General features: G+C 47.9%; 27 protein-coding genes, 1 tRNA gene and 1 pseudogene. 20 read left to right on the top strand and 9 right to left on the bottom strand.

Features of this window, described 5'->3' with window-relative positions:
* The first annotated feature begins 121 nt into the window (after positions 1 to 121).
* The 5 genes from AC58VC_RS15305 (at position 122) to AC58VC_RS15325 (ending at position 6,645) form a co-directional block, all read left to right on the top strand.
* Positions 122 to 1,297, top strand: a complete 1,176-nt coding sequence (locus AC58VC_RS15305; protein WP_497369589.1) for a glycosyltransferase family 4 protein — start codon at positions 122 to 124, stop codon at positions 1,295 to 1,297.
* Positions 1,298 to 1,317: 20 nt separating this feature from the next.
* Complete coding sequence (locus tag AC58VC_RS15310; protein WP_497369590.1) at positions 1,318 to 2,595, top strand: metallophosphoesterase family protein; 1,278 nt, start codon at positions 1,318 to 1,320, stop codon at positions 2,593 to 2,595.
* The gene (locus tag AC58VC_RS15315; protein WP_497369591.1) at positions 2,592 to 5,828 is read left to right on the top strand and encodes an AAA family ATPase; all 3,237 of its coding nucleotides are present in this window, start codon (positions 2,592 to 2,594) and stop codon (positions 5,826 to 5,828) included. The genes AC58VC_RS15310 and AC58VC_RS15315 overlap by 4 nt, the downstream gene beginning before the upstream one ends.
* A gap of 73 nt (positions 5,829 to 5,901) precedes the next feature.
* Positions 5,902 to 6,186 carry a hypothetical protein gene (locus AC58VC_RS15320; RefSeq protein WP_497369592.1) on the top strand — a complete coding sequence of 95 codons (285 nt, stop codon included), beginning with the start codon at positions 5,902 to 5,904 and terminating at the stop codon, positions 6,184 to 6,186.
* 27 nt (positions 6,187 to 6,213) lie between these two features.
* Positions 6,214 to 6,645 (top strand): hypothetical protein, encoded by a 432-nt coding sequence (locus tag AC58VC_RS15325; protein WP_497369593.1) that lies wholly within the window; start codon positions 6,214 to 6,216, stop codon positions 6,643 to 6,645.
* Here the strand turns inward: AC58VC_RS15325 and AC58VC_RS15330 are convergent.
* A complete protein-coding gene (locus AC58VC_RS15330) occupies positions 6,586 to 7,626 on the bottom strand; it encodes a YkvI family membrane protein (RefSeq protein ID WP_497369594.1) in 1,041 nt (346 codons plus the stop codon). The genes AC58VC_RS15325 and AC58VC_RS15330 overlap by 60 nt on opposite strands.
* A gap of 142 nt (positions 7,627 to 7,768) precedes the next feature.
* Between AC58VC_RS15330 and AC58VC_RS15335 the strand changes: the two genes are divergently transcribed.
* Complete coding sequence (locus AC58VC_RS15335; protein ID WP_497369595.1) at positions 7,769 to 8,374, top strand: DedA family protein; 606 nt, start codon at positions 7,769 to 7,771, stop codon at positions 8,372 to 8,374.
* 71 nt (positions 8,375 to 8,445) lie between these two features.
* Here the strand turns inward: AC58VC_RS15335 and AC58VC_RS15340 are convergent, their stop codons facing one another.
* Entirely contained in the window at positions 8,446 to 9,168 is a 723-nt protein-coding gene (locus AC58VC_RS15340) for a hypothetical protein (protein WP_497369596.1), read from the bottom strand.
* A 281-nt stretch (positions 9,169 to 9,449) separates the two neighbouring features.
* Here AC58VC_RS15340 and AC58VC_RS15345 point away from each other — a divergent pair, with 281 nt between their 5' ends.
* From AC58VC_RS15345 to AC58VC_RS15355, 3 genes are all read left to right on the top strand, one after another.
* Entirely contained in the window at positions 9,450 to 10,019 is a 570-nt protein-coding gene (locus AC58VC_RS15345) for a xanthine phosphoribosyltransferase (RefSeq protein ID WP_161409454.1), read from the top strand.
* Between the two features lie 80 nt (positions 10,020 to 10,099).
* Entirely contained in the window at positions 10,100 to 10,426 is a 327-nt protein-coding gene (locus AC58VC_RS15350; protein WP_145662633.1) for a hypothetical protein, read from the top strand.
* A complete protein-coding gene (locus tag AC58VC_RS15355) occupies positions 10,426 to 10,560 on the top strand; it encodes a hypothetical protein (protein ID WP_497369597.1) in 135 nt (44 codons plus the stop codon). Before AC58VC_RS15350 ends, AC58VC_RS15355 begins: the two co-directional genes overlap by 1 nt.
* A gap of 374 nt (positions 10,561 to 10,934) precedes the next feature.
* On the opposite strand, the gene AC58VC_RS15360 is transcribed toward AC58VC_RS15355, so the two are convergent.
* Complete coding sequence (locus AC58VC_RS15360; protein ID WP_497369598.1) at positions 10,935 to 11,252, bottom strand: hypothetical protein; 318 nt, start codon at positions 11,250 to 11,252, stop codon at positions 10,935 to 10,937.
* Positions 11,253 to 11,398: 146 nt separating this feature from the next.
* On the opposite strand from AC58VC_RS15360, the gene AC58VC_RS15365 reads away from it, so the two are divergent.
* Genes AC58VC_RS15365 through AC58VC_RS15375 form a run of 3 tightly spaced genes read left to right on the top strand, consistent with a single transcriptional unit; the run spans position 11,399 to position 12,631 of the window.
* On the top strand, positions 11,399 to 11,662 hold the full coding sequence (locus AC58VC_RS15365) for a hypothetical protein (protein ID WP_497369599.1): 264 nt from the start codon (positions 11,399 to 11,401) through the stop codon (positions 11,660 to 11,662).
* A complete protein-coding gene (locus AC58VC_RS15370) occupies positions 11,649 to 12,389 on the top strand; it encodes an adenosylcobinamide amidohydrolase (RefSeq protein ID WP_497369600.1) in 741 nt (246 codons plus the stop codon). Before AC58VC_RS15365 ends, AC58VC_RS15370 begins: the two co-directional genes overlap by 14 nt.
* 59 nt (positions 12,390 to 12,448) lie before the next feature.
* A complete protein-coding gene (locus tag AC58VC_RS15375) occupies positions 12,449 to 12,631 on the top strand; it encodes a hypothetical protein (RefSeq protein WP_497369601.1) in 183 nt (60 codons plus the stop codon).
* A gap of 25 nt (positions 12,632 to 12,656) precedes the next feature.
* On the opposite strand, the gene AC58VC_RS15380 is transcribed toward AC58VC_RS15375, so the two are convergent.
* The gene (locus tag AC58VC_RS15380; protein WP_497369602.1) at positions 12,657 to 12,836 is read right to left on the bottom strand and encodes a hypothetical protein; all 180 of its coding nucleotides are present in this window, start codon (positions 12,834 to 12,836) and stop codon (positions 12,657 to 12,659) included.
* Between the two features lie 120 nt (positions 12,837 to 12,956).
* On the opposite strand from AC58VC_RS15380, the gene AC58VC_RS15385 reads away from it, so the two are divergent.
* The 3 genes from AC58VC_RS15385 to AC58VC_RS15395 all read left to right on the top strand — a co-directional run bounded on the left by AC58VC_RS15385 (position 12,957) and on the right by AC58VC_RS15395 (position 14,746).
* Positions 12,957 to 13,040: transfer RNA gene (locus AC58VC_RS15385), tRNA-Leu, on the top strand.
* A gap of 134 nt (positions 13,041 to 13,174) precedes the next feature.
* On the top strand, positions 13,175 to 13,993 hold the full coding sequence (locus AC58VC_RS15390; RefSeq protein WP_497369603.1) for a DUF695 domain-containing protein: 819 nt from the start codon (positions 13,175 to 13,177) through the stop codon (positions 13,991 to 13,993).
* A 99-nt stretch (positions 13,994 to 14,092) separates the two neighbouring features.
* The gene (locus AC58VC_RS15395) at positions 14,093 to 14,746 is read left to right on the top strand and encodes a Bax inhibitor-1/YccA family protein (RefSeq protein WP_497369604.1); all 654 of its coding nucleotides are present in this window, start codon (positions 14,093 to 14,095) and stop codon (positions 14,744 to 14,746) included.
* Between the two features lie 61 nt (positions 14,747 to 14,807).
* Here AC58VC_RS15395 and AC58VC_RS15400 read toward each other — a convergent pair whose 3' ends face one another.
* Positions 14,808 to 15,014 (bottom strand): hypothetical protein, encoded by a 207-nt coding sequence (locus tag AC58VC_RS15400; RefSeq protein WP_497369605.1) that lies wholly within the window; start codon positions 15,012 to 15,014, stop codon positions 14,808 to 14,810.
* A 169-nt stretch (positions 15,015 to 15,183) separates the two neighbouring features.
* Between AC58VC_RS15400 and AC58VC_RS15405 the strand changes: the two genes are divergently transcribed.
* Both AC58VC_RS15405 and AC58VC_RS15410 read left to right on the top strand, forming a co-directional pair.
* On the top strand, positions 15,184 to 15,465 hold the full coding sequence (locus tag AC58VC_RS15405; protein ID WP_497369606.1) for a hypothetical protein: 282 nt from the start codon (positions 15,184 to 15,186) through the stop codon (positions 15,463 to 15,465).
* Positions 15,466 to 15,544: 79 nt separating this feature from the next.
* A complete protein-coding gene (locus AC58VC_RS15410) occupies positions 15,545 to 15,736 on the top strand; it encodes a YqzE family protein (protein WP_497369607.1) in 192 nt (63 codons plus the stop codon).
* Between the two features lie 60 nt (positions 15,737 to 15,796).
* On the opposite strand, the gene AC58VC_RS15415 is transcribed toward AC58VC_RS15410, so the two are convergent.
* The 3 genes from AC58VC_RS15415 to AC58VC_RS15425 all read right to left on the bottom strand — a co-directional run bounded on the left by AC58VC_RS15415 (position 15,797) and on the right by AC58VC_RS15425 (position 19,649).
* Positions 15,797 to 16,756, bottom strand: a complete 960-nt coding sequence (locus AC58VC_RS15415; protein ID WP_497369608.1) for a hypothetical protein — start codon at positions 16,754 to 16,756, stop codon at positions 15,797 to 15,799.
* Between the two features lie 116 nt (positions 16,757 to 16,872).
* A complete protein-coding gene (locus AC58VC_RS15420) occupies positions 16,873 to 17,862 on the bottom strand; it encodes a YqhG family protein (protein ID WP_497369609.1) in 990 nt (329 codons plus the stop codon).
* Positions 17,859 to 19,649 carry a DEAD/DEAH box helicase gene (locus tag AC58VC_RS15425; RefSeq protein WP_497369610.1) on the bottom strand — a complete coding sequence of 597 codons (1,791 nt, stop codon included), beginning with the start codon at positions 19,647 to 19,649 and terminating at the stop codon, positions 17,859 to 17,861. The genes AC58VC_RS15420 and AC58VC_RS15425 overlap by 4 nt, the downstream gene beginning before the upstream one ends.
* A gap of 267 nt (positions 19,650 to 19,916) precedes the next feature.
* Between AC58VC_RS15425 and AC58VC_RS15430 the strand changes: the two genes are divergently transcribed.
* Positions 19,917 to 20,756, top strand: a complete 840-nt coding sequence (locus AC58VC_RS15430; RefSeq protein ID WP_497369611.1) for a lipoate--protein ligase family protein — start codon at positions 19,917 to 19,919, stop codon at positions 20,754 to 20,756.
* 334 nt (positions 20,757 to 21,090) lie between these two features.
* On the opposite strand, the gene dat is transcribed toward AC58VC_RS15430, so the two are convergent.
* Complete coding sequence (dat, locus tag AC58VC_RS15435; RefSeq protein WP_497369612.1) at positions 21,091 to 21,918, bottom strand: D-amino-acid transaminase; 828 nt, start codon at positions 21,916 to 21,918, stop codon at positions 21,091 to 21,093.
* A gap of 345 nt (positions 21,919 to 22,263) precedes the next feature.
* Between dat and AC58VC_RS15440 the strand changes: the two genes are divergently transcribed.
* Together AC58VC_RS15440 and AC58VC_RS15445 are read left to right on the top strand one after the other, a co-directional pair.
* Positions 22,264 to 24,906, top strand: coding sequence for an adenosylcobalamin-dependent ribonucleoside-diphosphate reductase (locus tag AC58VC_RS15440; RefSeq protein WP_497369613.1), 2,643 nt, complete (start codon positions 22,264 to 22,266; stop codon positions 24,904 to 24,906).
* A gap of 279 nt (positions 24,907 to 25,185) precedes the next feature.
* A pseudogene (locus tag AC58VC_RS15445) lies at positions 25,186 to 25,515 on the top strand (TniQ family protein); the annotation flags it as partial.
* Positions 25,516 to 25,553: the final 38 nt, after the last annotated feature.

Below are 25,553 nucleotides of genomic sequence, written 5' to 3' on the forward strand. Positions count from 1 at the left end.
GAAAATGGGAGAGAGGGATAGAATCGTTTCGAGTGGCATGAAGTTGTTCTCTTTTCTATTCGGTGCACACAAGTTACAATAAGAAGGTAAAGCTCAAGGCTTTGAGAGAGGGGCTCATGCAATGAACATCTTGCAAGCATTATTTTTCCCACCGGAACAACCGGGTGGGGTGTCATCCATGGTTCCCTATATATTGGACCGATTTAATAAAAAAGGTTGGGAAATGGAACTATTTTCGCTGCCAAAAAGGATTCGCAATAAAGGCACAGAGGAAGTGGAATTCGTCACTTTCGATTGGCGGAAGTATGCCGGTAACCCGATCGTTGATAAATACATTCAGACTTACAAGGATTATGTTTGGTGGACGAAGCTCCGAATAACTAAGAAGTATGACATTATTCATGCGCATCATCCGATTGCAGCCATGGCGATGAAGCAAATTTATCCGGAAACACCCGTGATTCTGACCATTCACTCCAGCTTTGAGAGAGAGCTTGTTTTGAATGGACGTATTAAGGAGAATGGGGTGGAGCATCAGTTTCTTACCCAGATATATGAGGAGCTTGAAACAAAGGTTGATCAGATTATTACAGTGTCGAATTCGTTCAAGCAATATATCGCAGAGTTTGTGCAGGATAGCGAACGAATTGGCGTGATCCCGAACGGTTTTGACGAGAAACGTTTCCGGCCGATTTCCCATGAAAATGCGGTGACGCAATTCATTACGGTGTGTCGTCTCGTGCCTGCGAAAGGGCTGGATACGCTGCTAATCGCTTGCGGAGAGCTGAAAAAGCGAGGTCATCCCTTTGTTTTACATATCATTGGGGATGGACCAGACCGGGAAAAGCTGGAGAAGCTGGCCATTCAGCATAATATTTATGAAGAAACGATTTTTTATGGCTACATGCTGCATCCTGAGGAATTCATGCCTTTCTTTGATGTCTTTGTATTACCGTCGCGCGCGGAAGCATTCGGTTCCGTATTTGCGGAGGCCGCATTATGCTGGCTAGCCTTGATTGGGACTGATGTCGGGGGGATTGCAGAGCAAATCGAACATGGACATAATGGATTGCTGGTGCCTGTGGGAGATGCCATGGCATTAAGCCATGCATTGGAGAAGGTCGTCATTGATCCAACATTCCGCTACAACCTAGCGCGTACCGCGTGGGAAAAAGCGAAGAAAACATATTCGTTGAATCGTGTTCTACGCCAACTGAAAAGCGTCTACGAGAGCTATCAAATAGAGGAACATACAACGGCAACGGTAAAAAACGAAGATCAGAACGAAAATAGCTAAAGCAGGAAGGCGTTATAGACATGAAACGACTGCGGTTTATGCATGCCGCCGACTTGCATTTGGATTCCCCGTTCAAAGGCATGTCGGCGCTGCCTGAACGCGTTCGTGAGCGCATGCGAGAATCAACGTTTGGTGCGCTCAAGGAGCTCGTCGCGGCAGCTGTTCAAGAGCAAGTGGATTTTGTACTTATCAGCGGGGATGTCTACGATTTGTCGGATCGTTCCCTTCGCGCGCAAATTCGCTTTCAGAAAGCATTGGAGCAATTAGCTTCGCAAGGAATCCCTACATATATTATTCATGGAAATCATGATCCGGAGGATGGACGCGCCGCAAAGCTGGTTTGGCCGGCAGACGTCCATTTTTTTGCGTGCGATCAAGTGGAGACGCTGACGGTAACGAAACCGGGGCGAGGTGTCATTGCACAGATTCATGGGATTTCTTATCGCAGCGCAGCGGTTATGGACAACTTAGCGCTACAGTTTGAACCTGGGCATGAAGATGCGGCTCAAATCGCTCTTTTACATACGAATGTTGATGGTGACCCGGCTCATGATAATTACGCCCCGTGCAGCAAGCAAGATTTGCTGAAAGCGGGTATGCACTACTGGGCTTTAGGCCACGTACATACAAGAAATGTGCTTAATGAGCAGCCGGCAATTGTGTACCCGGGGAACCTGCAAGGGCGAAACATTCGGGAAACAGGGCCGCGCGGCTGTTACATCGTAAACATGTCGGAAAATGGACGAGCGGATCTCGCCTTTCGTGCGCTAGATCAGGTGCGCTGGTTCCAGCAGAGGCTGTCTGTTGCTGGCATGCAAACGGAGCAAGAACTGAAGGACAAGATCGGCGACCAACTTGAACGGATTAGGGCTGAAGCAGATGGCCGTGATGCTGTCGTCCGTATCATTTTGGAAGGGCGAAGCGCGGTCTCCAGCATGCTCCGCAAAGGGCGGCTGCTTCAGGAACTGATCGCTGAGCTGCGGCTGGACGAAGCAGAGCGAAGCCGCTTCGTCTGGATCGAATCGATTGAGGACCGCACGGCAAGTGAGCTCGATCTGGAGGCACTGCAGCAGGAGAAGAGCTTTCTTGGCGATCTCCTGCGGATTGCAGCTGCGCTGCGCGTCGACGACGCCGCGCTGAAAGAATTCGCGGGCGAAGCACTCGCCGCGCTGCAAAACCTGCCGCAGTCAGCCGGAGACCCGGCTGCGGCTGATCCCGAGCGGCTGCGCGAATGGCTGCGCGCCGCAGAGGAAATGGCCGCGGATCTCCTATCCGCGGATGGGGGGTGGCCTGGATGAAGATCATATCCATCCAGGTAGAGGGCTTCGGCAGCCTGCGGCAGCGGCAGCTCGACACGGACAGCCCGCTGGCGCTGTTCTACGGCGCCAACGAAGCGGGCAAGAGCACGCTCATGGGCTTCGTCCGCGCGGTGCTGTTCGGCTTCCCGACTCGGCAGAACCGGTCGGAACGCTACGAGCCGCTGGGCGGCGGCGCCCATGGTGGCGCCCTGACCCTGCAGGATGAGCAGGGTCAGCTCATTCGCGTCGAGCGTTACGACGCGCCCGCCGCAGGCGGCAGACGTGCCTCTGCGGGGCACGTTAAGGTTACCCTCGGTGATGGCACCACCGGAGGAGAAGAACTGCTGAACACGCTGCTGGGCGGCCTATCGGCCGACCTCTTCCGCAGCTTGTTCGCTTTCGGTTTAACCGAGCTGCAGGAGCTTCGCACCCTGCAGACGGACGAGCTCAGCGGCTATTTGTATAGCGCTGGGCTTGGTGTAAGCGGCTCGGCCATCATGGAGGCCGAGCGCAAGCTGACGGCGCAGGCCGACGGCTTGTACAGACCCCGCGGGCGCAATCAGGAGATGAACCGTCTCCTGAAGGAGCTGGAGGGTCTGGAGCAGTCGCTGCGCCGCAGCCGTGACTTGGCAGCCGATTATGATCGGCTGCAGGGAGAGCGCCGCTCCGCGGAGGAGCGCATTGCTGCGCTGGAGCAGCAGCAGGAGGCGCTGCGCGCGGAGCAGCTCAGGCTTAGCCTGGCCGGCAAGGCGCGCAGCGGATGGACCCGGCTGCGGCAGATCGGCCAGGAGCTAGCCGCGCTGCCGGTGCTGGCTGGCTTCCCCGAGCACGCCTCGGCGAGGCTGGACGCGCTCGAGGCGGAACTGGAGCGCCTCCATGCGGAGCGCGCAAGGCTCAGCCTGCGGCAGCAAGTGCTTGCGGATCAGCTGGGCGCGATCCGCATTCAGCCTGATGTGCTTGCGCATCAGACGGAACTGAATCATTGGCTGGAGCAAGCGGCCACTTATGAAGAACAGAAGCGCAGTTTGGACGGGCTGTGCGTGGAACAAGAGCACGGGCGCGCGCAGCTGGACAGACTGCTGAAACAAATAGACGCTGCAGACGGGGAAAGACAGATGGATATTGGCACATTTGCGGTGTCCATCTCCCTTCGCGAGCAAATTCGCTCTTTCAAGGAACAGTTTCATAAGTGCCGGGGGGATGAACTGCGTGTTCGAACAGAGCTGGAGAGCCTTGAACAGCAGCTTCTGCGAGTCGAAGATACGATTCGCAGCTTGGAAGCCGATGTACGGCTAACCCCTTCATTTGCAGGAGGGATCGACCCCGGAGCGGCATTGCAAAGAATCGCAAGAGATTACGCGCAGTGGCAGCTTCTCGTCAGGGAGGTTCAGCATCACAAAGAGCGGGAAGCCGTACAGAAGGAGTACAAGATTAGCCTGGAGGAAGCGGCCAAAGCTGGTAAAGCCGCCTCGCGGAAGCTTCGAAAGCGTATGGTGCTTTTGATCGGCACGTTAGCGATTCTTGCCCCTATTCTGTTGGCTTGGCAGAGCAGCTGGGCCATGGCTGTTTGTGCGTTCGTGCTATTTGCTGGCGCGGCACTCTATATCCAGTTCGGCGATCGCTCGGCATCAGATCGCCGAGCTTCCCGCACGATGATGACGACGTCTCCCAGTCAGGAGTCTTCTCCGAATGAAACGACCGCTCGCGAACTTCTTGAATTGGAGCGGCGTTTGCAGGAACAAATTTCTGCATTCATGAAATCAAATCTATCTCAGACTGGCTTTAACGAAGCTGCGGCAGCATCTGCCTTCCACTCTTCGCCTCAAATGGGCCGTGCCGACTCGCACTTTCTTCCAGGCATCCAGCCTCAGCTGGATGCCTGGTTGAGAGAAGCGGAGAACAACAAGCAACAGCTTAGCCAGCAGCAGCGCAAGATGGAAAAGCTGCAGGATGCGAAGGAAATGCGCGAGTCCCTTCAGCACCAAGAAGGGCAACGAGGAATGTTGTATGAACAGTATGTAGCGGAGTCTGAGCAGCTTCAGAGAGATTGGAGCAACTGGCTGTTATCGCTTGGTTTAAGTGGACGATTGTCCCCTGATGCCGCTATGGAAACGATTCAGACGATTGAGCAGGGGCAGGAGAGCCTCCGTCAGCTCCATAAACTGGAAGCAAGATTAGCTTCATTGCTCAAAAGTGTAGAACAGTATGAAGAAGCTATCGTATTAAGGCTTGAGTTATCTTCAGGACAAGAGCCTCTATTTGCGCTCAAACGCTGGAAAGAGCAGGAGCAAGAGCAGTTTAAGCTGCTTGCGACTAGAAAACACAGCGAAGCGCTTTATGCAGAGGTCGCAGAAGAACTGCAGCTTCTGGAAGCTGCCGAACAGCGCACGCGCGAACGGCTTGCCTTCTTGCTGCAGGAAGCCTCTGCAGGGGATGCTGAAGCGCTGCGCTCGCAGGAGAGAGAGCAAGATGAGCGCAAGAAGTTAACAGAAGAACAGAAGCTGCTGGAATCATCGCTTGAATCATTGCTAGGCCATGCGTCGCTAGCTAGTTACACAGAGCTGTTGGAGACGCAAGGGGAAGCAGATATGATTTACCGCTTGGAGACTCTTGAGCAGCAACTGGCGGAAACGACAAGTTTAACGAATGAGCTCCGCGAGGCAGCTGGCAAGCTGGCAGCACACATCGAACAGCTGGAGCAAGGCTCGGAGCAAGCCGATGGCCAACTTCAGGCTGAGGCTTTACGGGCCTCAATACGGGAACAGGTGGATCAATACGCTGTGGCTTCCTTTGCTTCCTTGCTCATGAAGAAAGCTCGCGAGATCTACGAGCAGGAGCGGCAGCCAGGTGTGCTTTTACGAGCATCCGATTATTTGTCTAGGATGACGAATGGAGCATTCACTCATGTCAAAGCGCCATTTGGAGAGCAACGTCTTGTTGCGGTTAGATCGAATGGGCAGTCTGTGGATACGAGTCAATTAAGTCGGGGAACTGCGGAGCAGCTATACTTATCCATGCGTTTTGCGCTTGTGGAAGAATATGCCGGCAAAGCGGTATTACCGCTCGTCATGGATGATATCCTCGTCAACTTCGACGAAGAACGGATGGAGAGCTGTCTGCGTGTGCTCGCTGACTTAAGCAGCAGGCATCAAGTGCTTTTGTTTACATGTCATGGGCATGTGCGAGATGCGGCGGCACGCGTTATTCGCGATTACCAATTAATAAACTTGTAGAACGGTTGCCCTGCATGGCATGAGAACCCGTTCAAGATCATATAAGTTGAAGAAAAAAGCTGGAGGAATCAAAGTGGAACCAGGAAGCGAGAAGAAGAAAGAACATCGTGAAATTACGTACCAGGTTGGTTGGAAAAAAGGGAAAATCGAGTGGAATGAAGGGGCAGCGGAAGCGTTATCCATTAAATCACTTAAGTCTGTAGAAAGTCCGGAGGATGCTGAAGTGAGACGGCTTCAGCTTCTATGGAAACCAGCGATGAACCTCCCAAGCTGGGTGCTGTTTCCCCTTCTTTATGCACTTCCGGTTCTTTGCTTTGGTTTAACGCTTATCCTCATTTATGGTCTGCGGCACGGATAGTCGACAATTAGAAAGGAGGTCATAGGCATGAATATGCTATTAGCGATAATTGGCGGGTTTCTTGGTCTTTTTGTAACTGGCGTTGCGATTTATACGGCTTGGATGATTCATCAGCTTTGGCGTCAGCAGGCGGCAGCGCCGAAGGCTTTGAGTCAAGTGGAGATTGCGGTGAGCTATTTTTCGCGCTGGACGGTGATGGATTACGCGATGATCGGGCTGTTTATCAGTGGTCTGCTGCTATTGTTAGCCCAGCTATTCGCGATCCTGCGCGATCAAACGGCGACGACAGCTAATTTTCATTTTTCCTATTTGCTCACTGGCCTTATTTTATGCGCGATGGGGATGCTCTTGTTAGTGGTTCGTTTGATCGTCGTTCTCGGCTTTGCCCAAACAGGGGTCTTACACCGCACGTTTACGGTTGCGCCAGATCATGAGCACCAGCCAGACAACGCTAATTAAGCCGAATACAGGGTACAGAGCTGCAAGAAGCGTTTTAAAACCAATTTGACTGACCAGATAACTAAGTCCTAGAATGCTAATCAGCAAAAACTTTCGGTTTAATTTGGTACGTTGCTGCAACTGCAAGGACAAGCCATACGCGTCAGCAATAAATGTTGTGAAAATCTCTCCGTAAATAACGAGCAAATAGGCGATTTGCGGGATAGAGCCCAGCCTGTTAATGATGTTTCCCATTGGAATCTCATATTGTGCGATACCAGGCATTTGTGCTGAAAGCGCATAGTGGGCGGAGAGAAGCAGCATGCCAATGCCAGTCCCTCCGATAAGTCCGCCCCAGTATAGATCGGAACGCTTCGTGATGGCAGCTCCCATTGGGACTAGCACGGCTTGTGCCATGGCCAAATTGAAGGCGGTATAGAGAAATGGAGCAAACCATATTTTACCAAGAGAATCATCCGTTGTGATCCGCAGCCAGTTTCCCGAAGATGGTGAATGCCACGTATAAACGACGATAACCACACTAAAAAGCAGCATGATAGGAACAACAATCGAGTTGACTGTCATAATGGCTCCAATTCCTCGCGATAATACGAGATAGGAAAGTACCAAGGTGACCAAAAGTCCAGTCTGATAGGACAGATGAAGCTGCTCCTCAAATACCGTGCCGCCACCGGCAAGCATGACGGTTGTGATTCCGAACAACACGATCATGGTAAACAAGCTGATCCAATTCCCTATTTTCGGCCCAAAAATGACCCGGTTCAGATCCTCATAAGATGTGGCTTTCAATGTATGAGCCATTAGCATGAGTTTAATGCCAATCCATATGAAGAGCACGGTGGATAAAGCGATCGTTAATGTTGCTATCCATCCGTAGCGCGTAAAAAACTGCAAAATCTCTTGTCCGGAAGCAAAACCTGCTCCGACGACAGTTCCGATATAGGTAAAGGCAATACGGACGATCTGTGACCCTTTTCGCATGGATTGCCCCGCTTTCTTTCGTTTGGTATAGTACAAGGTATGTTCGCGAAGACAGTAGCATGACTGCAACTTGGGGCAAGCCCTCTTTTTTGATAAAATGGTTAGGAACAGAAAGACGAAAGAGTTTGGGAGTGTGTCTTTTGTGAAAGAAGCTCTTTATGATTTAATTGGGCAATATGGCTATATTGCTTTGTACCTTCTTCTATCTGCGGGGATTGTTGGCGTACCCATACCAGATGAAACATTAATGGCTTTCGTGGGCTCGCTGACCGCGCCTGGAGGTCCTTTTGAGTATGGGACAACATTAATGGTGATTTACGCAGGTACCATGACGGGAATGATTGTGAGTTATCTCATCGGTCATCGGGTCGGTAAGCCATTCTTATACCGCTATGGAAAATGGATTAAACTGACGCCGGATCGGATTGAAAGGGCGGAAGGTTGGTTTCATAAATATGGGCTTTGGACCGTATTCTTTGGCTATTTTGTACCAGGGGTGCGCCATTTCACGTGCTATTTGTCTGGTGTAAGCGGAGTTAAATTCTACAAATATATGCTTTACGCGGGGACAGGGGCTTTGCTGTGGTGTACAACCTTCCTCACCCTTGGCCATTTTATCGGCAGCAATTTGGACGGATTGTTCAATCTCATACATAAATACTTGGGTGTGAGTCTCATCATTCTCGCTATTGTGGCTGTGATTGGGGCGGCGATTTATTTCCGCTTTCGGAAAAGAAGAGCGATCTAAACACGAAAAGACCATACTTGTCATCCTTTCGGTGACGGTATGGTCTTTGTTTTCTTGTTTTCCGTGCGGTATTAATGATCTGCGAAAAGCTTGATCGATTGGATCGTGTTAGCACTTGGGTCCACATCAAGCTTCAAAAGAGTGCCTTGTGATTTGTAAGAAAGCACATAGGATGTGTTGGAATTCGGTTTGCCGAGAATAGTAATGGCATCCTCAACTTTCTGACCGAGGTGCAGGCCGCGCAATCCCGGATCAATATCCGTGGAGTGTACATCCACGAACTCTAGGGCATCCTTGACATTGAAGCCAACGGAGAAATCACCGAAGTCGTAGACTTGAATCGCGTCATCATCTTCATCCATAACGAATTGCTTCTTTGCTTTGCCGAATCGGTCCAGCACCAAGTTTTTGCTTGTTCCAAGCTTTAAGCCCATGAGGGTCGGTTTCTCCTCCTGATAGGCATCTTCAGCTTTCACCCGCGGCTTAGACGTTGGTTTGGCACTTGCAGAGTTCTGTGGCAGATCCGATAAGTCCGTTTTGTTCGTGTTTGCAACTTGCGCTTCGTGCTTGGCTATCGTATCCTCCGGTACCAAGGAAGCAGCAGGAGTTTCTACAACCAACACGGGAGGCGTGCTGACCGGACTTGTGCTTAGATTCTGCTTCTGAACATTAACCGTTGGATCTATAGTAGGCTGAGCGGAAGGAGCAGATGACTCTTGGCAGCCAGCTACGATAAGCAAGGAAAATGCAACAGGCACAAAGCCAAGCATAACGGGTCTCATAGCATTGTTCATTCATCATCATTCCTTTCTGCCGGATAGTTGTCTTCATAAATTCTTAAAAAAGAATCTTACTAATCATACTGCGTTCGTGTTGTCAATCTCAATGGATCTTGCTGCCTAAATGTGAGCATTTCTAAACAAATTTCAAAAAGTTAAACCCTATATGATTATAGACACCTATTCAGCGTTAAAAGTTTCACTTCCAAGAGCGTTATTCGCAAATTGGGACTTGAAACCTACTTCATCATTATGGTAACTTACTCATAATAGACAGGATTAAGGGGGCCAGTATCATGGAATTGTTAAAGCAGCGGATCCAAGAGGTCGGTGTCGTTGTATCGGATAAAGTACTTAAGCTGGATGCCATTCTTAATCATCAGGTAGATCCGGTTTTGACCATGGAGATGGGACGGGAGTTTGCTAGACTTTTTAGAGATACCAAACCAGACAAGGTGTTAACCGTAGAGTCTTCTGGAATTCCAATTGCCTTTACAACCGCTTTGCACCTTGAAATTCCTATGATTTTCGCACGCCGCAAGAAGACATTAACGATGGATCAAGATACGTATAGTGAGCGTGTGCCTTCTTTTACCAAAGGAATTGTGACGGACATTATGGTATCCTCCCATTTGCTGCACAAAGGTGAACGAGTGTTGCTTATTGATGATTTTATTGCAAATGGGGACGCTGCTCGCGGATTAATTCGCATTATTGAGAAAGCGGAGGCTGAACTGGTTGGTGTCGGCATCGCCGTGGAGAAATCCTTCCAATCAGGTGGCAGTTCGATTAGAGAACGTGGGATTCGGGTGGAATCATTAGCAAGAATTGCCTCGCTAGAGAACGGGCAAATCACTTTTGACTGATTTTACATCTAGTCTATGACTTCCCTGAATGCCAATTATCCATTATAATGGTTATAAGGTAAGAGAGGAGGCTGACATCTATGGGTATCGAAAATGGTTCCATTGAATATTTCATGACTAAGCTTGGGGAAGCCAAAACACATTTTGAACGTGCTCTTGATTGTAAGCATACAGAATTTGATGATCTATATCCGTATATGATCGAACATCCTCAATTTTTCTGGTACAAACGCTATGTTGCCTGGTCTGAGTTGTTAACGATTGTAAAGCTCTGCACAGAGCTGACTATTGAATGGGAACAGCAATTTTCCGTGGCACAAGTGGAATATATTCAGAAGCGTGTAATGTCAAGTAAAGTCCTTGATTTCTGGTTTGAAACGAATGATTCCAAGGAACATGTAAGTTAATGCAAATTCAAGAGGCCAATGGATCCGTAGCGGATTCGTTGGCCTTTTTTCATGATGGGTTGACGGGAGCGGCGTCTGAAGAGAGTCAAGCTCATTGGATGAATTCCAACGAACAGGCGATTTTTGACGCTTAAATCCCATTCTAGTTGGATGAAATCCAACAAAGAGATGAATTTTGTGGGGGTTCAGGGTCATTTCTGTTGACCTTGTTGGATTTCATCCAACGAAAAGAAGAATGAACACGTTTGCACAGTGTTTTCATTGGAATTCGTCCAATGAGAACTGGAAGTACGCTAACTTCTAGCGTGTTTAAGTACAGTGTAGCGCCCGTATGTGAAATCGCGTTCCATTCGTATAATCATTCAAAGGAAACACGATTTCAAGAAACGGTTGGAAACCCATATCCAATTCCCTACCATGATCGAACGTATAGGTTTGGAAGAGGCTCTAGCCCCTAGCCCTGGGTTAGGTTTTTCTTTTGATAGTAGGGCGTCCGGGAACTGGTTCGTTATACACCATTTTGTAAAATATTCATGCTTTCAATATGTCTTTTCGTTTTTTCATTCCCTAATCGGTGCAAAGTGCGATAGACTTCGGTCAAGTAATAATCATATTCTTGATTAGCCTCATTGGAGTAATAAACCGTCCAAGGAAGCCAAGAGGTAGCATAACTGGCCTGGGAAGTATTATCTGTTTCCTCAAATAGCTCCTGCAGTTGATCAAATTCCTCTTCCGTGGCGGTAATTTCAAATTCATAATTGAGCGCGGTACTGTCTTCTAGTACTTCGCCTGTTCCGACGTTAACGTAATAAGTTTTTTTGTCCAATATAAAAACCCCCAAGGTTAGGATGGCGTTCTATTGCTTCGTCCTGATTAAGTTAACCCTGATCTTGCGGATTTATGTAAAGTTTCAAGTAGACAGGAATTGGTGTATGCTTAAGGTGTAAAACTGGATGGCTGGAGGTAAAATGAATGATAACAGAAGATCAGTTGGATCTTTATCGTGTAGAAAGCACATTGCTTCGCGTTATTCGCGATGTTAGCCCAAGGAATGATGTCCGCGGCATTGTCGTTGCTTGGGATGATGAGAGTGTCTTAATCCGCAAAAAAAATCGCAGAGTGGTCAAGCTAGCACGCAGCTATGTGTATCAGCCTTATGAGGCTGAACGGCCACCGGAATATATGCTTCCGCAAGAACCTATCGAGCCGGATGATGTTTCGGATGAATCTGAATAAGGTTCCAATCTCCGGTGTTCAGATGGATTTGGTGAATTCCGCACACGGCAGTTATGTGCTAATTCGAAGCGACAGTCCAATGCGCACCTTGAATTCTTCGCCATGGGGCGGAGGATTCGGGATGCATACTACGCTGATGAACAGGCAGGTAGACAAGCTATATAACGAGGCTGATCCCCTGCGTGAAATGCATGAATTCATCCTGCGTGAAGGATTAAACCCTCGAGGAACGGCTGGCATGCTCACCGCAGCAATGGTGAAGGATGTGGGGTTTAGTACGCTAACCTGGACGCGCGATGGTGCTGAATTTACCGGTACCCAGAACGAGACCGGGACTGGGACGCATACCCTTCATGTTTGTGCATGGGTCACGGTAGGTCTTGGGAACAAGGCTAGGGCCGGGGCAGAGTTGCCGGCTGCCTCGCTTTATCCCGGAACGATTAATACGATTATCGTCATAGATGGGCAATTAACCGATGCCGCGATGGTCAACGCGGTCATTACTGCGACTGAAGCTAAGGCGGCTGCGCTTCAATCGTTAGGCGTTGAAGTCGAGGGACTGCCAGCAACAGGGACGACCACTGACGCGGTGCTCATTGCAACAACATGCCGCGGCCACTTATACAGCTATGCGGGTACGGCAACAGCGCTGGGTTACATGATTGGAAGAACCGTGTACGAGGCCATCATGGCTTCGGGACAGTTGTATGAGAAAACGCCCTACTGATCCGTGAGGATCTGTAGGGCGTTTTTGTGTGTCTGCACCGGAACCAGGAACGCATTACGATGAGAAACATCGTTGGAGCGAGCATGCCGGTACCTGAGACCTCTTCTAACGATGAAAAACATCGTTGGAAGTCAGGCGGAGCGAACGCGAAGATGTGTTTCACGTCGCTAACGATGAAAAACATCGTTGGAGCGAGCACGCCGGTACCTGAGACCTCTTCTAACGATGAAAAACATCGTTAGAGGTGCGAATGGGCAGGGGGTTTAGCTATGTTCTACGGGTAACACCAAAGGCCAGTCCAGCAGTAATGGCATCAACACCGGCAGGATCGTCTTCTTCATTTTTGTAATTTGGATCATGTACAATACCTTCAGCTTCACCTTCTGTGAGATGCCGCTCATTGCCTGTATATTTGGGTTCGAGAGCTTTGATTTCTTCCTTATCCATCGTCATCCCTCCTTTGGGAATAGGGTTAGGAGCGGGGGGCGAATTTATGCATGGATTGTAAAAGTTTCGTTGACGAGCTTTCGAGTCCCATGTTATATTTATTTTGTCATCACATGATAAGCGATCATGGCGGAATTGGCAGACGCGCACGGTTCAGGTCCGTGTGGGCTTACCCCCGTGGAGGTTCGAGTCCTCTTGATCGCATCAACCGCAACAACCCTTTCAGGTTCTGGAGGGGTTGTTTTTTATTTCCTAGGAAATAATGCTCAGGTGGGTAGGCAGCTAGGACTAAGCCTTATATAATAAAGATTATCTGAGAGGAAATAGGGGGTCATCCTATGGAAGAAGATTGGAATTTGTTTGAACGCATCCGAGATCGGGAGCAGGTTCTAATCTTTATGAACACTGCTTTGAAGCAGAAAGCTCCTTTCATAGGGTATGGTCAAAGAATTACGATTGTATTTAATATGTATAGTTTGTGGGACCTCTCGGACAGCTCGACTCAAAAGGCGCAACAAGCATTCTACGAGCTTGAAGACAAGCTTATTTCACGGATGAAAGATAAGGGTTATGCGCTATATGCAGGGCGCATTTCTTCACATAATAAAATGGAAATGTACTTTTACGCCAAGGATGACTGGGACTGGGAGCGGGAAATGAAGCGGATACTGCTCGATTTCCCTAACTTCCGCTATTATTTTTCGATGAATTTGGACGTAGACTGGAGCTTCTATCTGGAAGAAATGGCGCCTTCACCGCTTGAGGAACAGTGGATGCGCAATGCTAAGATTGCTTACGCGCTGAAGCGTCGGGGGGACAATTTGGAGAAGGCCAGGGAGGTTCAGCATTGGCTGCATTTTCCGGATTCAACTCGGATGGATGAGATGAAAAGCAAAGTTGGGCCGCTTGGCTACCGGGTCATTGTCTCCGAGTTGGATACGACACGGCAGGTGGAGCCGTATGTGCTTCACTTGAGCAAATTGCACACGCTGGATGTTCCAACCGTCAATGCTGTCACCAAAGAATTGTTCATTCTAGCCTCAGAAGTGGGCGGAACTTATGACGGTTGGGGGACACGTCTTATTCTTAGGTTTCCTGCGAAACTACGAGCCCATTTGAAACGTATATTAAGTAAGATGATTGCCGCATTTAAATAGTTGCCTGATATCTAGGCATTATAGCGGTTTTCATGAAGATTAGGTATAATGCATAGTATAGATTGTACATGTTTTTTATTAAAAGGAGTTGATAGTTTCATGGATAGAACAGTCACGGTTACGCATTCAGGCAGTTTTGCTCATGTGCTTCAAACATTTGCCATCTCCCTCTTGGTTTCCTTTCTGGGGACGCTGATCGGCGCTATGGTCGTTCCGCCTTCGATGATTATGCTTTTCGTCATTGCTGAAGTGGCCATGCTTGTGGCAGCTATCGTTATTCGGATTCGCGGCAAAAATATCGGATATGGTTTCCTTTATGCGTTTACAGCGATTTCGGGTGTAACGCTTTATCCAGTCATCATGGCATACGGGGGTATGCTTGGAGCTAACGTAGTATCGGGTGCATTCTTCGCGACAGCGGCAATTTTTGGCGGTCTTGCTTTCTACGCACACCGTTCACAACGTGATTTCAGCTTCCTGGGCGGCTTTTTGTTCGCTGGAACGATTGGCCTTGTATTGATGAGTGTAATCGGCATGTTCGTTAACTTCGGTTCTATTACGAACTTGATCTGGTCGATGCTCGGTATTCTGATTTTCAGTGGTTGGGTGCTGTACGATGTGGCTCAATACCGTAACGGGGTATCTTCTGAAGAGGTTCCGCTCGCTGCACTCAATATTTATTTGGATTTCATCAATCTCTTCTTGTACATCTTGCGTTTCTTGGCTTCCATTGTTGGAATTAGCCGAAACTAATGCGGATATCGCAATGAAAAAAGCACTTTCGAAACTCGCTAGCGAGTTCCGAAGGTGCTTTTTAGTTATGAAAATATGGGATATCCCCGCGAAAACATCGATTAATTTCCAGCAGGGTATGAAGAAGTAAAATGAGCTCAGCATGGCTTAACTGAACTGTCGAGAACGTATCTTCCTGTTCGTGGTCACGCAGCTTCAATTCCAGCATGTGGTTGGATTTATCCATGTGGATGTTGAGCTGTTCAGTTAGGAGCATCTCTTCCCACATTCGATGCACCCCTTTCTCTCTAAATTACTTTAATATATGCAGCAGGGACGAGGTTAGAAGCGTGTTAAGAGGCTCGTAGCGTCGGACAGATTTTTTTGAAACAAGCACGATTTAAGCCCTCTCTTCATACAATTTAGTGATCCTATATGGGGAGAGAGGAGATTGACCTATGGCGGCTTGCAGTACTTGGACGTATAGAGGGATTTCGTCTTCGGTGTTTCGATCGTTACAACAAGTGGGCAAAAAACAGGGCTTCACCATTCCTAATGCAGCTTCGGGCAAATTCATGATTACCGTGGTAGGGATGAACGTCGGTTTCCAATATGCCTGGGATACGAATGCGCATACCTTGCTATTGCAGTGTGATAATAAACCGATGCTGCTCGGCTGTAGTACGATTAAGACATTTGCGGATAAAATTATTGCGGAGAGCGGCGGAAAAGTCAGTTGAACCCATGTCTTCCACCTGTCTTATCCGTTTAAGTCCGGAGCTCTCTGGATACAATAGGGAGAAAAAGGCAGGTGGGCGTATGGCCAAAAGTGATGACTTGGTCAAGTACATAACACAGCAGGTCGTGACGTTTATAGACACACCAAGGGATGTCCGCCAACAAGCAAAAGCAATGCAGAAAGAGCAGCGCGAGCATTGGCAGACACGTTGGTTTGGTATGCTGCCCTTGGCAGCCCGGATGCTGTTTGACCAGTTTAAAACCAAAAAATAAGTCGCAAAAAAAGGGCTGCCCTATAAGTAGAATCTACTTAAGGGGAGTCCTTTTTTTAATTTAATAAATATGACCCATTTCCAGGGCAGCTGGCAGTTGAATATACCTCGGTCCCTCATGATCCAGAACTAAATAAGAGGATCCTTCCTGCCATGATTGATAACCTAAGACCGCGAGTGGCAAAGTAACCTGACCACCGTATAGTTCGGTGACATAGGTTAGATTTTTATCGGTATCAAGAGCACTTTGGAGTGCACTCAGACCTGCCACAGGAAGCGGTGAGCCGACAATCCAAGGCATCCGTTCATAGGGATCAAATGCTGGATGCATAACGGTACTTGCTTCTTTTAAATCGGTTGTCATCAGGTAGGTGTTGTCAGTCTGAAGCTTGGGAGTCGGGTCTTCTTTTAGCGGAAGCACCTCGCCTGACTTGGCATCCACATAGTAGGTTTGATCATTAAGATTGATTTTCCAAACAGCGGTTAGGCCGTCCATATATAAGCGGTCTTTGGCGATCGTTTCACTCGCGATAAAATCAGAATAAGTAATCGTTGTAGGTATGAGTTCCTGCTGTACCAAAGAACGATACAGCGTGGTCAAACTGAAAAGTGGATGGTTGCCTGTTCCGTATTCCGTTAATCGGAAGGAGCCATTTTCTACGGCTTGTACGATCATATAACCGACATCCTCACCATGATTAGTGAGAATTACAACCCAGCCATGCGTCCCTGGACCAAGCGGATAGCTGTTCCAAGCTGCTGCTTGCCAGTTGTGAAACCCTTCTTCACGAGCTAGTGCTGCCCGCCACTTATCAATCGTGGCTGTTAGCGTGGTTTCGCTTCGCAAATCCGGTACAGGCTTGGCAGCTTCAGCTATTTGACTGCTGGCTGCGGGTTGTCCTGTCTGTAGCACGAGGCTTGTCCGATCTGGATTATCACCCGCCGAACTTTGGGACGGTATGAATAAGATACTGCCAATACATATGAAGCAAGTTGCTGTCCATGCAGTCCACAGCTTCATCCGCGTTCACCTGCCTATCGCTAACTTCTCATTTGTATGAATCTATTGTAATTCTTATGCTATAAAAAGAATGTTAGAACCTGCAGCGTTAATTTGCGAGGTTTTAGCGACTATCGTCAGTTCCTAGGCGATCGTCCGGCGGTTAAATGGAACAATCCGCAATTGATGACAGAAACGGCAATACGCGGCTTATGCTGCCAGTCGATTTCGCTGAGGCGGTTGCGGCATTGCGTTTCGATTTCGTCTCTTTTGTCTGGCTCTGCGCTTAGCAAAAGGCCGTTATAAAAGGATTCGACACGGTCAATCTCACTGCGGTGCTGCTCGTTCGCCTCGTCTGCCCATCTATGGTCATAGGTGCTGACTTTGCGTTCCAGCGTCGATTCAAGCAAGTTCACGGCTTTGGACAGCGATATCGTATCCGGCAAAATATGACTATTCGCAGGCAGCTTGGGAGAAAGTCCTTTGGTCAGCAGATGTTTATGAAAATTCTCGCGAATCTCGCCGTTGTTTAATTGGATGGCAAGGGAGTGGATTTCACTTCGTTTGCGGTCGCACGCGAGTTCAACCTTGTAATTGACGCAAAACCAAGTATCATACACAAGCGCAGCATGATACGTAGCTCCTGTCGGAAAAGGTTCTTCAAATAGATGCACGAATTTCCCGCGTTCTCGCACGATGTTGAACATTTGTTCCAGGCGCCTGCTGCCAAAAGTGACATCATCCTGCGGCACACGCGCTGTAATCGTCGTCGGAACGAAGCCAAAGTAACGCCCCAGAATGCTGTCGGAGGAACCGTCAGGTGCTTGCTCCTGGTTCGGTAAAGCAGGCGTGCCTGCATTAGGCGGACTCTTCACGGCAGTTGGTGCCGCCTTGGACTTGGCTTCAAGCCTCATTTGTTCGGGATCGAAGACGAATTTATAGGTCATGGTTTCGGCAGGTGTCCCGGTACGTTCCACAAAGCTCCAATAATAAGGCCTGCCTGTCATTTCCCGATCTGCTTCCGGAGACAGCTTGGCTGTGACATAAGACGGGCTTTTCTCTAAAATGGTGCATTCATAGGCTTCAAGAAATCGCATGACAAAGGTATGAACGTTTCGTTTATTCATGGTCTGACCTCACCGCTTTGCGCTCCGCCAACGGCATCAAGGATATGTTGAAACTCTGCGCCATACACCGGATTATGCTCAATTTCTTCTTTGATTTCGGTAAAAGAATGCCCTAGTTCATCAATTTTTCTGCGAATATCATCGCTTGATCCTGCTTCCATCACCATACGGAATAACGAGGTTTCAAGAGAACCTTTTTTTTCGATCTTCTCCAAAATCGTATCGAGCTGCCCGATGACCATCTCAAACATATTGATTTTCTCATGCAGCAGCGAGATGATATGCTCTTCAATCGTATTATTTGTAGATAGATTATAAATGTTCACATCGTGCGTCTGGCCAAGACGATGGACACGGCCAATCCGTTGTTCCACGCGCATCGGGTTCCACGGCAAGTCGAAGTTAATCATGTTATGGCAAAACTGCAGATTAATTCCCTCGCCGCCTGCTTCCGTTGCAACAAGCACTTGTACGCGATTGCGGAATAGATCCATCATCCAATCCTTCTTACCACGATTCATGCCGCCGCGATAAGGCACTGCCGTAATTTTATGCTCTTTCAAATAGTTGAGCAGATACTCCTGAGAAGCCCGATATTCCGTGAAAATAATGACTTTATCATTAATTTCCTGGACGAGCTTCATCGTGGTTTCCGCTTTGCTATTCGATTTAATGCTGCGGATCAGCTCGACAAGCTCCCATATTTTGGCGCGTGTAGGCGAGTCTTCCGCTGTTTTTTTGAACAGATTCACGAGCGTGATGAAGACAGCGTCTCTGGAGGAGCAAACCTCTCGCTGGAGGGTAATGAGCGAAAGCATGCTGCTTAAATCGCCGGAGCTCTCTGCGTACCGCGTGCGGACGAAATTGGTGACACCATCATAGAGTGCCTGCTCGTCTGGTGAAAGCGTCAGTGGAATGTTCTTCACCACCCGCTTGGTGTAATGAACACCGCCATCGCCGCGACGATTCCGGATCATCACCTTGGAGAGCTCCTGCTGCAGCTGGATCTCATTTTTCGGTGTCCTTTTGCCAACAACGAAATTGGACTTAAAGGAGCTGTGGACCCCAAGTTGACCGGGCTTAAGCAAGGTAATGAGATTATAAAGCTCTTTCAAATCATTTTGAACCGGTGTGGCGGTGAGCAGCAGGCAATATTTTTTGCGCAGCTCATTAACGAAGGTGTAGTTGGTCGTTTTCTTATTTTTTAATTTATGGGCTTCGTCGACAATAAGCATGTCGTATTCCAGACCCATCACGATTTCCCTGTGAGGATCGCGTTTGGCCGTATCCATGGAAGCAACGATAATATCGCTTTGCTGCCACATGTACGCTTTTTTATGAGCGATGGCGGGAATGCCGAATTTGGTGTTTAATTCACGGACCCATTGCAGGACAAGAGATGCCGGCACCAGGATAAGTGTTTTGCGGACCAAACCGCGGATCATGTATTCTTTTAAAATTAAACCAGCCTCAATCGTTTTCCCGAGTCCAACTTCATCGGCCAAGATGGCTCGACCGCGCATCTCATTGAGCACTCGCTTCGCTGTATCGATCTGATGAGCCATAGGCTCAAGCTGCCCCAGATGAGGAAGGCACTGCATTTCATCAAACGTAGAAATAAGCCCCGACTCTTCCGATTCGTAGGCTAGCTGGTATAAGGTCCAATCGTCCCATGGCCCTCCTCCGCGCACACGATGATCCAGCTCAGTAAACCAGTCCCTCTCAAAGTGCATGTCCAACCGATGATGAATGGGGCGAATGTTCTCTTGCTGTTCATGTTGACGCATCGTTGTGCCCTCCTAAAGTTTTCGTAAGAAAACTAACTTCGTAAACCTAAGCTGAATGGTGCTTGTTATGAAGCACGGGCGCTAAACGCCGAATACGTGTTAGTATGTCCATAAGAGGCGCTTTCATAACTTTTTCCATTGTAAAACAGACGAAGAGATTGGGCGGGAGCTTGCAGAGGGGGAGGAATCGTAACAGAAGGTGATTATGTGGTATGATAGAGGTTGTCTTTTGACAAGCGATGTAGCAAAGAAAGGGTGAAGGTTTCGATGACAGCATGGCGATTTATACATACGGGAGATCGTTCTCCTGCTGAAAATATGGCTTTAGATGAAGCGATTTTGACCGCTCATAGCGAGGGAATCGTTCCTCCTACGGTGCGTTTTTATGGATGGAATCCAGCAACCCTGTCGATCGGTTATTTCCAAAAAGCGTCTGAGGTCGATCAGGAAGCCGTAGCTCATGAAGGAATTGGTTTCGTTCGTCGTCCAACAGGAGGCAGAGCGGTTCTGCACGATAAAGAATTGACATATAGCATTATTGTGGCTGAGGATTACCCTGGCATTCCCCGAAATGTCACCGACGCTTACCGCGTCCTGAGTGAAGGGCTGCTGCAAGGTTTCCGTGCGTTGGGACTTAACGCCGAGATGGTGCAGCTTGCAAGCGATGAGGAGAAGGAGAAATATGCATCTGCAGGATCAGCTGCTTGCTTCGATTCTCCATCTTGGTATGAGCTTGTGGTTGAAGGACGTAAAGTCGCCGGCAGCGCGCAGGTACGGCAAAAAAACGTCGTGCTGCAGCACGGTTCGATTCTGCTCGATATGGATACGGACCAACTGTTCCGTATGCTGCGTTTCTCTAACGAGAAGGTGGCGGAGCGGATGAAGACAAGCTTTTCGAAAAAAGCTGTAGCGATTAACGAGCTGCTGCGGGCACAGGGGAAAGAAGCTGTTACCTTGGGGCAAGTTGAAGAGGCGTTCCGTCGTGAAATTGCGCAGGGTTTAGGTGTGGAGCTAGTTGAGGACTCTTTGACTCCGTATGAGATTGAATTGACCAATCGTCTTGTGCAGGAGAAGTATGGCACGGATGAGTGGAATTTGCGGCGGTAAGGGTGAGACGGAGCCTTCGTAATGATCCTGATTGATTACCTTGTACAAGGTAGGGAAACTAGAGTAGCTAAGTTAGGCTAGCAGAACCAGCAGAACAGGGAACTAGGGGACGCTATTTAGGTGAAAAGTGGTTGCCTTTGAGCTGAAACGGAACTACAGGGTCTTATCACAGCAAAATGAGGTCAAAATCGGACTAAAACTCAGAAATAGCGAACTGGAGTTCCCTTTCTCAGCTCAAACAGTGGATTTCGCTAAAATAGCGCCCTGGAGTTCCTTTATTAGTATGTGTGTGTGTTTAAAAAGCCTAAGGCAGATGCCTTAGGCTTTTTGCTGATTACGAAAACGTGCGAACAAACTCCTCTTGCAGCTTGAGGGTATACGCTCCTGGCGTGCCGGATCCAATGGTGTGTCCATCTACTTCTAGGATTGGCGTTATTTCTACCGTTGTTCCTGTGATAAAGGCTTCGTCAGCTGCCAAAAGCTGTTCCGTCGTAAACGCCTCCTCTGTAATCGGGATGTCCAAAGCTCTGGCTAATCGCAGCACGACTGCCCTGGTGATTCCGTGTAAAATCAAATGATTAGCCGGGTGTGTATAAAGCACGCCATCCTTGATGATCATCAAGTTAGATGCGCTGCACTCTGTCACCGTACCTTCACGATGCAGCACAACCTCCTGTACACCGTGATCGAGCGCAGCTTGCTTAGCCATGACATTGGGCAGCAAATTGAGCGTTTTGAGGTCGCAACGTAACCAGCGAATATCGCCAAAAGTAATCGCTTTGATACCGTTATGTATGGTTGCTACAGGTCTTGGCACTTCCGTACAATAGGCGAGCATGATGGGTTCAGCTTGAGGAGGAAATGGATGCGCGCGAGGAGCTTCCCCTCGAGTGATTTGCACATATACGGTGCCTTCGATCAGCTTATTTTTGTCCACCAGCTCAGTGAGAATTTGTCCGATTTTTTGGATGGTAAAAGGGAGCGTAAGCCGCACATCATTTGCGGTTCTTTGAAGCCTCTGCAGATGTGCATCCTGCTCATAAAGTTGGCCTTGATAGACTCGGAAAACTTCGTAGATGCCGTCTCCGAAATAATAACCGCGATCATCAGGCGAGAGCTGAATATCCGCTTTCTTCATAAATTCATTTTTATAAAAATACATGTCTCTAACATCTCCTTAGCGTGTACTTGGGAAGTTTATATCCAAAAATAAATAACGAACAAATGTTCTAAAAAGGACTGAATTGTGATATCCTAAATACAGGTTAGCAGAGGAATCCGCTATCGTCAAAAGCAACGAACAGCCTACTCGCTTTCTATAAAATAAAGAGAGATTTAGAGTAAATTCTAGCTAAAGCGATATTTACTTGTCTTATTAAACAAAATTGGTCCTTTGGCCATTCGAACGTCAATATCTTGTGTTGTATAATGGATTTCTCACACCATATATTGTAATTTTCATTCTAGTTGGAGCTGCATCTGTAGCTTATTGGGAGGGCATTTATCAATGGGAATTTCGCAATCAAGTAAGAGGCTGGAAGGGTTAAGCGAGAAAATATTTTTGGATCGCTATGCACTTAAGAATGCGGATACGAGCTGTGCTAAGGTGGGGGACACCGTGCTCGTATTGACGAAGGATGATCCCAAATTCCCAGCTAAAGAAGTAGGCGAAATTATTAGCCGTGAAGGCGACATCGTTCAAGTAAGAACACGCAGCGGTGAGACAGTCCAATCTGCGGTAGAGAAGCTTACACTAAACATAGAAAAGACACCTGAAGAACTGTGGGATCGTTTAGCCGGAGCCATGGCTTCCGTAGAAGCGACACCTGAGAAACGTAGCGAATGGACAGAAAAATTTAGATATATTTTAGATGATTGGAAACTTGTCCCAGGTGGGCGAATTGCGGCAGGAGCGGATGCAAGTGATGAATTAACACTGTTCAACTGCTACGTCATTCCTTCTCCTCACGATAGCCGTGGTGGCATTATGAGCACACTTTCTGAAATGACGGAAATTATGTCACGCGGCGGCGGAGTTGGTATCAATCTATCTTCCCTTCGCCCACGCCGTTCCGTTGTTAAAGGGGTTAACGGTTCTTCAAGCGGAGCGGTATCATGGGGCGGCTTGTTCAGTTATACAACAGGTCTGATTGAGCAAGGCGGCAGCCGTCGAGGCGCACTCATGCTGATGATTAATGACTGGCATCCTGATCTGGAAGATTTCATCACGGTGAAATCAACCATGGGGCAAATCACCAATGCCAATTTATCCGTATGCGTAAGCAATGGATTCATGAAGGCTGTGAAGGAAGATTTGGAATGGGAACTGGTCTTCCCGGATACGACAGATCCTGACTACAACGACAAATGGGACGGCAATTTGGAAGCTTGGAAACAGCTTGGCAAAGCCGTTAAGCCTTACCGCACAGTAAGAGCTCGTGAAGTGTGGCACACGATTATTGAGTCCGCTTGGAAATCAGCTGAGCCTGGCGTTGTATTCTTGGAATACTATAACCAAATGTCGAATAGCTGGTATTTCAATCCGATTATTTGTACGAATCCGTGCGGCGAGCAGGGTCTTCCAGCTTGGGGAGTCTGCAACTTATCGGCGATTAACTTATCGAAATTTTATGATGCGCAGAAGCATGACGTCGATTGGGAAGACTTGGCAACGGTGGTTCGTTACTCGACTCGTTTCCTTGATAATGTCATTGACAAGACGCCTTATCATTTCGAAGAAAACCGTGAGAATCAACAGAAGGAACGCCGCGTAGGATTAGGATCAATGGGCTTAGCGGAATTAATGATTAAGTTGAAAATTCGTTACGGCAGTCCGGAATCCTTGGTGTTTTTGGACAAAATCTACGCTTTCATGGCAAGAGAAGCTTATCTTGCATCAGCGGAGATTGCCTCTGAAAAAGGATCTTTTCAAGCATTTATCGCGGATAAGTTCCTAGAGAGCGGCTTTATGAAAAACATGACCCGTGTATTCCCGGAAGTTGGCGAAGCCATTAAGAACAACGGCATGCGTAACGTAACGGTCATTACACAGGCACCAACCGGAAGCACAGGGACGATGGTTGGGACTTCGACGGGTATTGAGCCGTACTTTGCTTTTGAATATTTCCGCCAAAGCCGGCTTGGCTTCGATAAGCAATATGTGCCGATCGCTCAAGAATGGAAAGACGCCAATCCGAATCAAGAATTGCCGGATTACTTCGTAACTTCCATGACCTTGACGGCAGAAGATCATATCCGAGCACAAGCAGCGATTCAAAAGTGGGTGGATAGTTCGATCTCCAAAACAGCGAATTGCCCATCCGATTTCACAGTTGAAGAGACCAAACGGTTATATGAATTAGCTTTTGATCTAGGCTGTAAAGGTGTCACGATTTACCGTGATGGAAGCCGTGATGTGCAGGTTCTTAGCACAAGCGCTGAGAAGAAAGAGGAGAAGAAAGAAGAGAAGGCAGAAGCAGCACCTGTTGCTGTAGCTGCGGAGGCCGTGAAAGAAGAAGCTAGCTTAACGAATCTCTCAGGTAAGCTTGCTGTTCATGTTGACGCGAAAACGGAGCAAGTTTTCGATAAGCAATATAAGCGCCGCCCGCAAATTTTGCGAGGCGCAACATATAAAGTGAATACACCATTTGGCATGGCGTATATCACAATTAATGATATGAACGGAACGCCGAGTGAAATCTTCCTCAACGTGGGTAAAGCCGGGTCAGACGTATTTGCGATGTCTGAAGCACTTGGCCGCGTGTGCTCTTTGTTCTTGCGCTACGGCGACCACGGGGATAAAGTGAAGCTGCTTGTGAAGCACTTGAAAGGCATTGGCGGCTCTGGCGCCATTGGATTTGGCACGAATCGCGTTGAGTCTATCGCGGATGCTGTTGCCAAAGCGCTCGAGCAGCACGACGAAGTGATGAACGAGCAAGACGACGCGCGGAACTACGTGACCGCGACGAGTGAAGTGCTGGATGCGCCAGCTCCGGCACCGGTGGTTGCACCTAGCGGGCACTCCGCGAATGGCGGCAGCGCAGCTAGCGCCGCGACGAAGGACTTGTGCCCGTCTTGCGGTTCCGCTTCGCTGATTAACAGCGAAGGGTGTAAGAACTGCGCGAACTGTGGCTACAGTCGCTGCTCGTAGGAAAACCAGGGGAGGGATCCCCTGGTTTTTTGTTTTGTGTGAAATTCCATAATTCTTTAGAATTGTTCCATAATTCCTTAGACGATTTGTTGCTGCATATTTCATTAGAAAGTTGTTTTTATACAAAATAATGAATAAATATAAAACAAGGCAAACGATAAGTTAAATCGTTTGCCTTTCCTTTAATAATTGCAGAAGTAATGGAGCTGAGGAACTATGAATAGAAAAAAAATTACTATTTGTTCCTAAAGTTTATGCTAACGAAAGTTTAGTTAGCTTATTTATCGATTAGCTAATGTAAATAATTATGATATAGCTTGGATATATGAGCTGCTAGGGATAAATGTTGATAAAATACGTACACAGGGATTTCAGCTTGGAAATGAAATAATAGATACATCAGTACTTTCTGAAATTACAGGAATTGATAAAATTGAATTCGATAGCTTATCTTTGAATATAAAGAATTCAAATTTAGTGATACAAAACACAATTGAACAATTTGCAATTAGAAATATAAAAAAACAGTTTTGTCCGTTATGTTTAAGAGAGAGTTACTATTATAGGAAAATTTGGGATATAAATATTTATACAAGATGTCATATTCATAATTGCTTATTAATGTGCAGATGCATTAATTGTAACAG

It is taken from the genome of Paenibacillus sp. J22R67 (assembly GCF_059692175.1).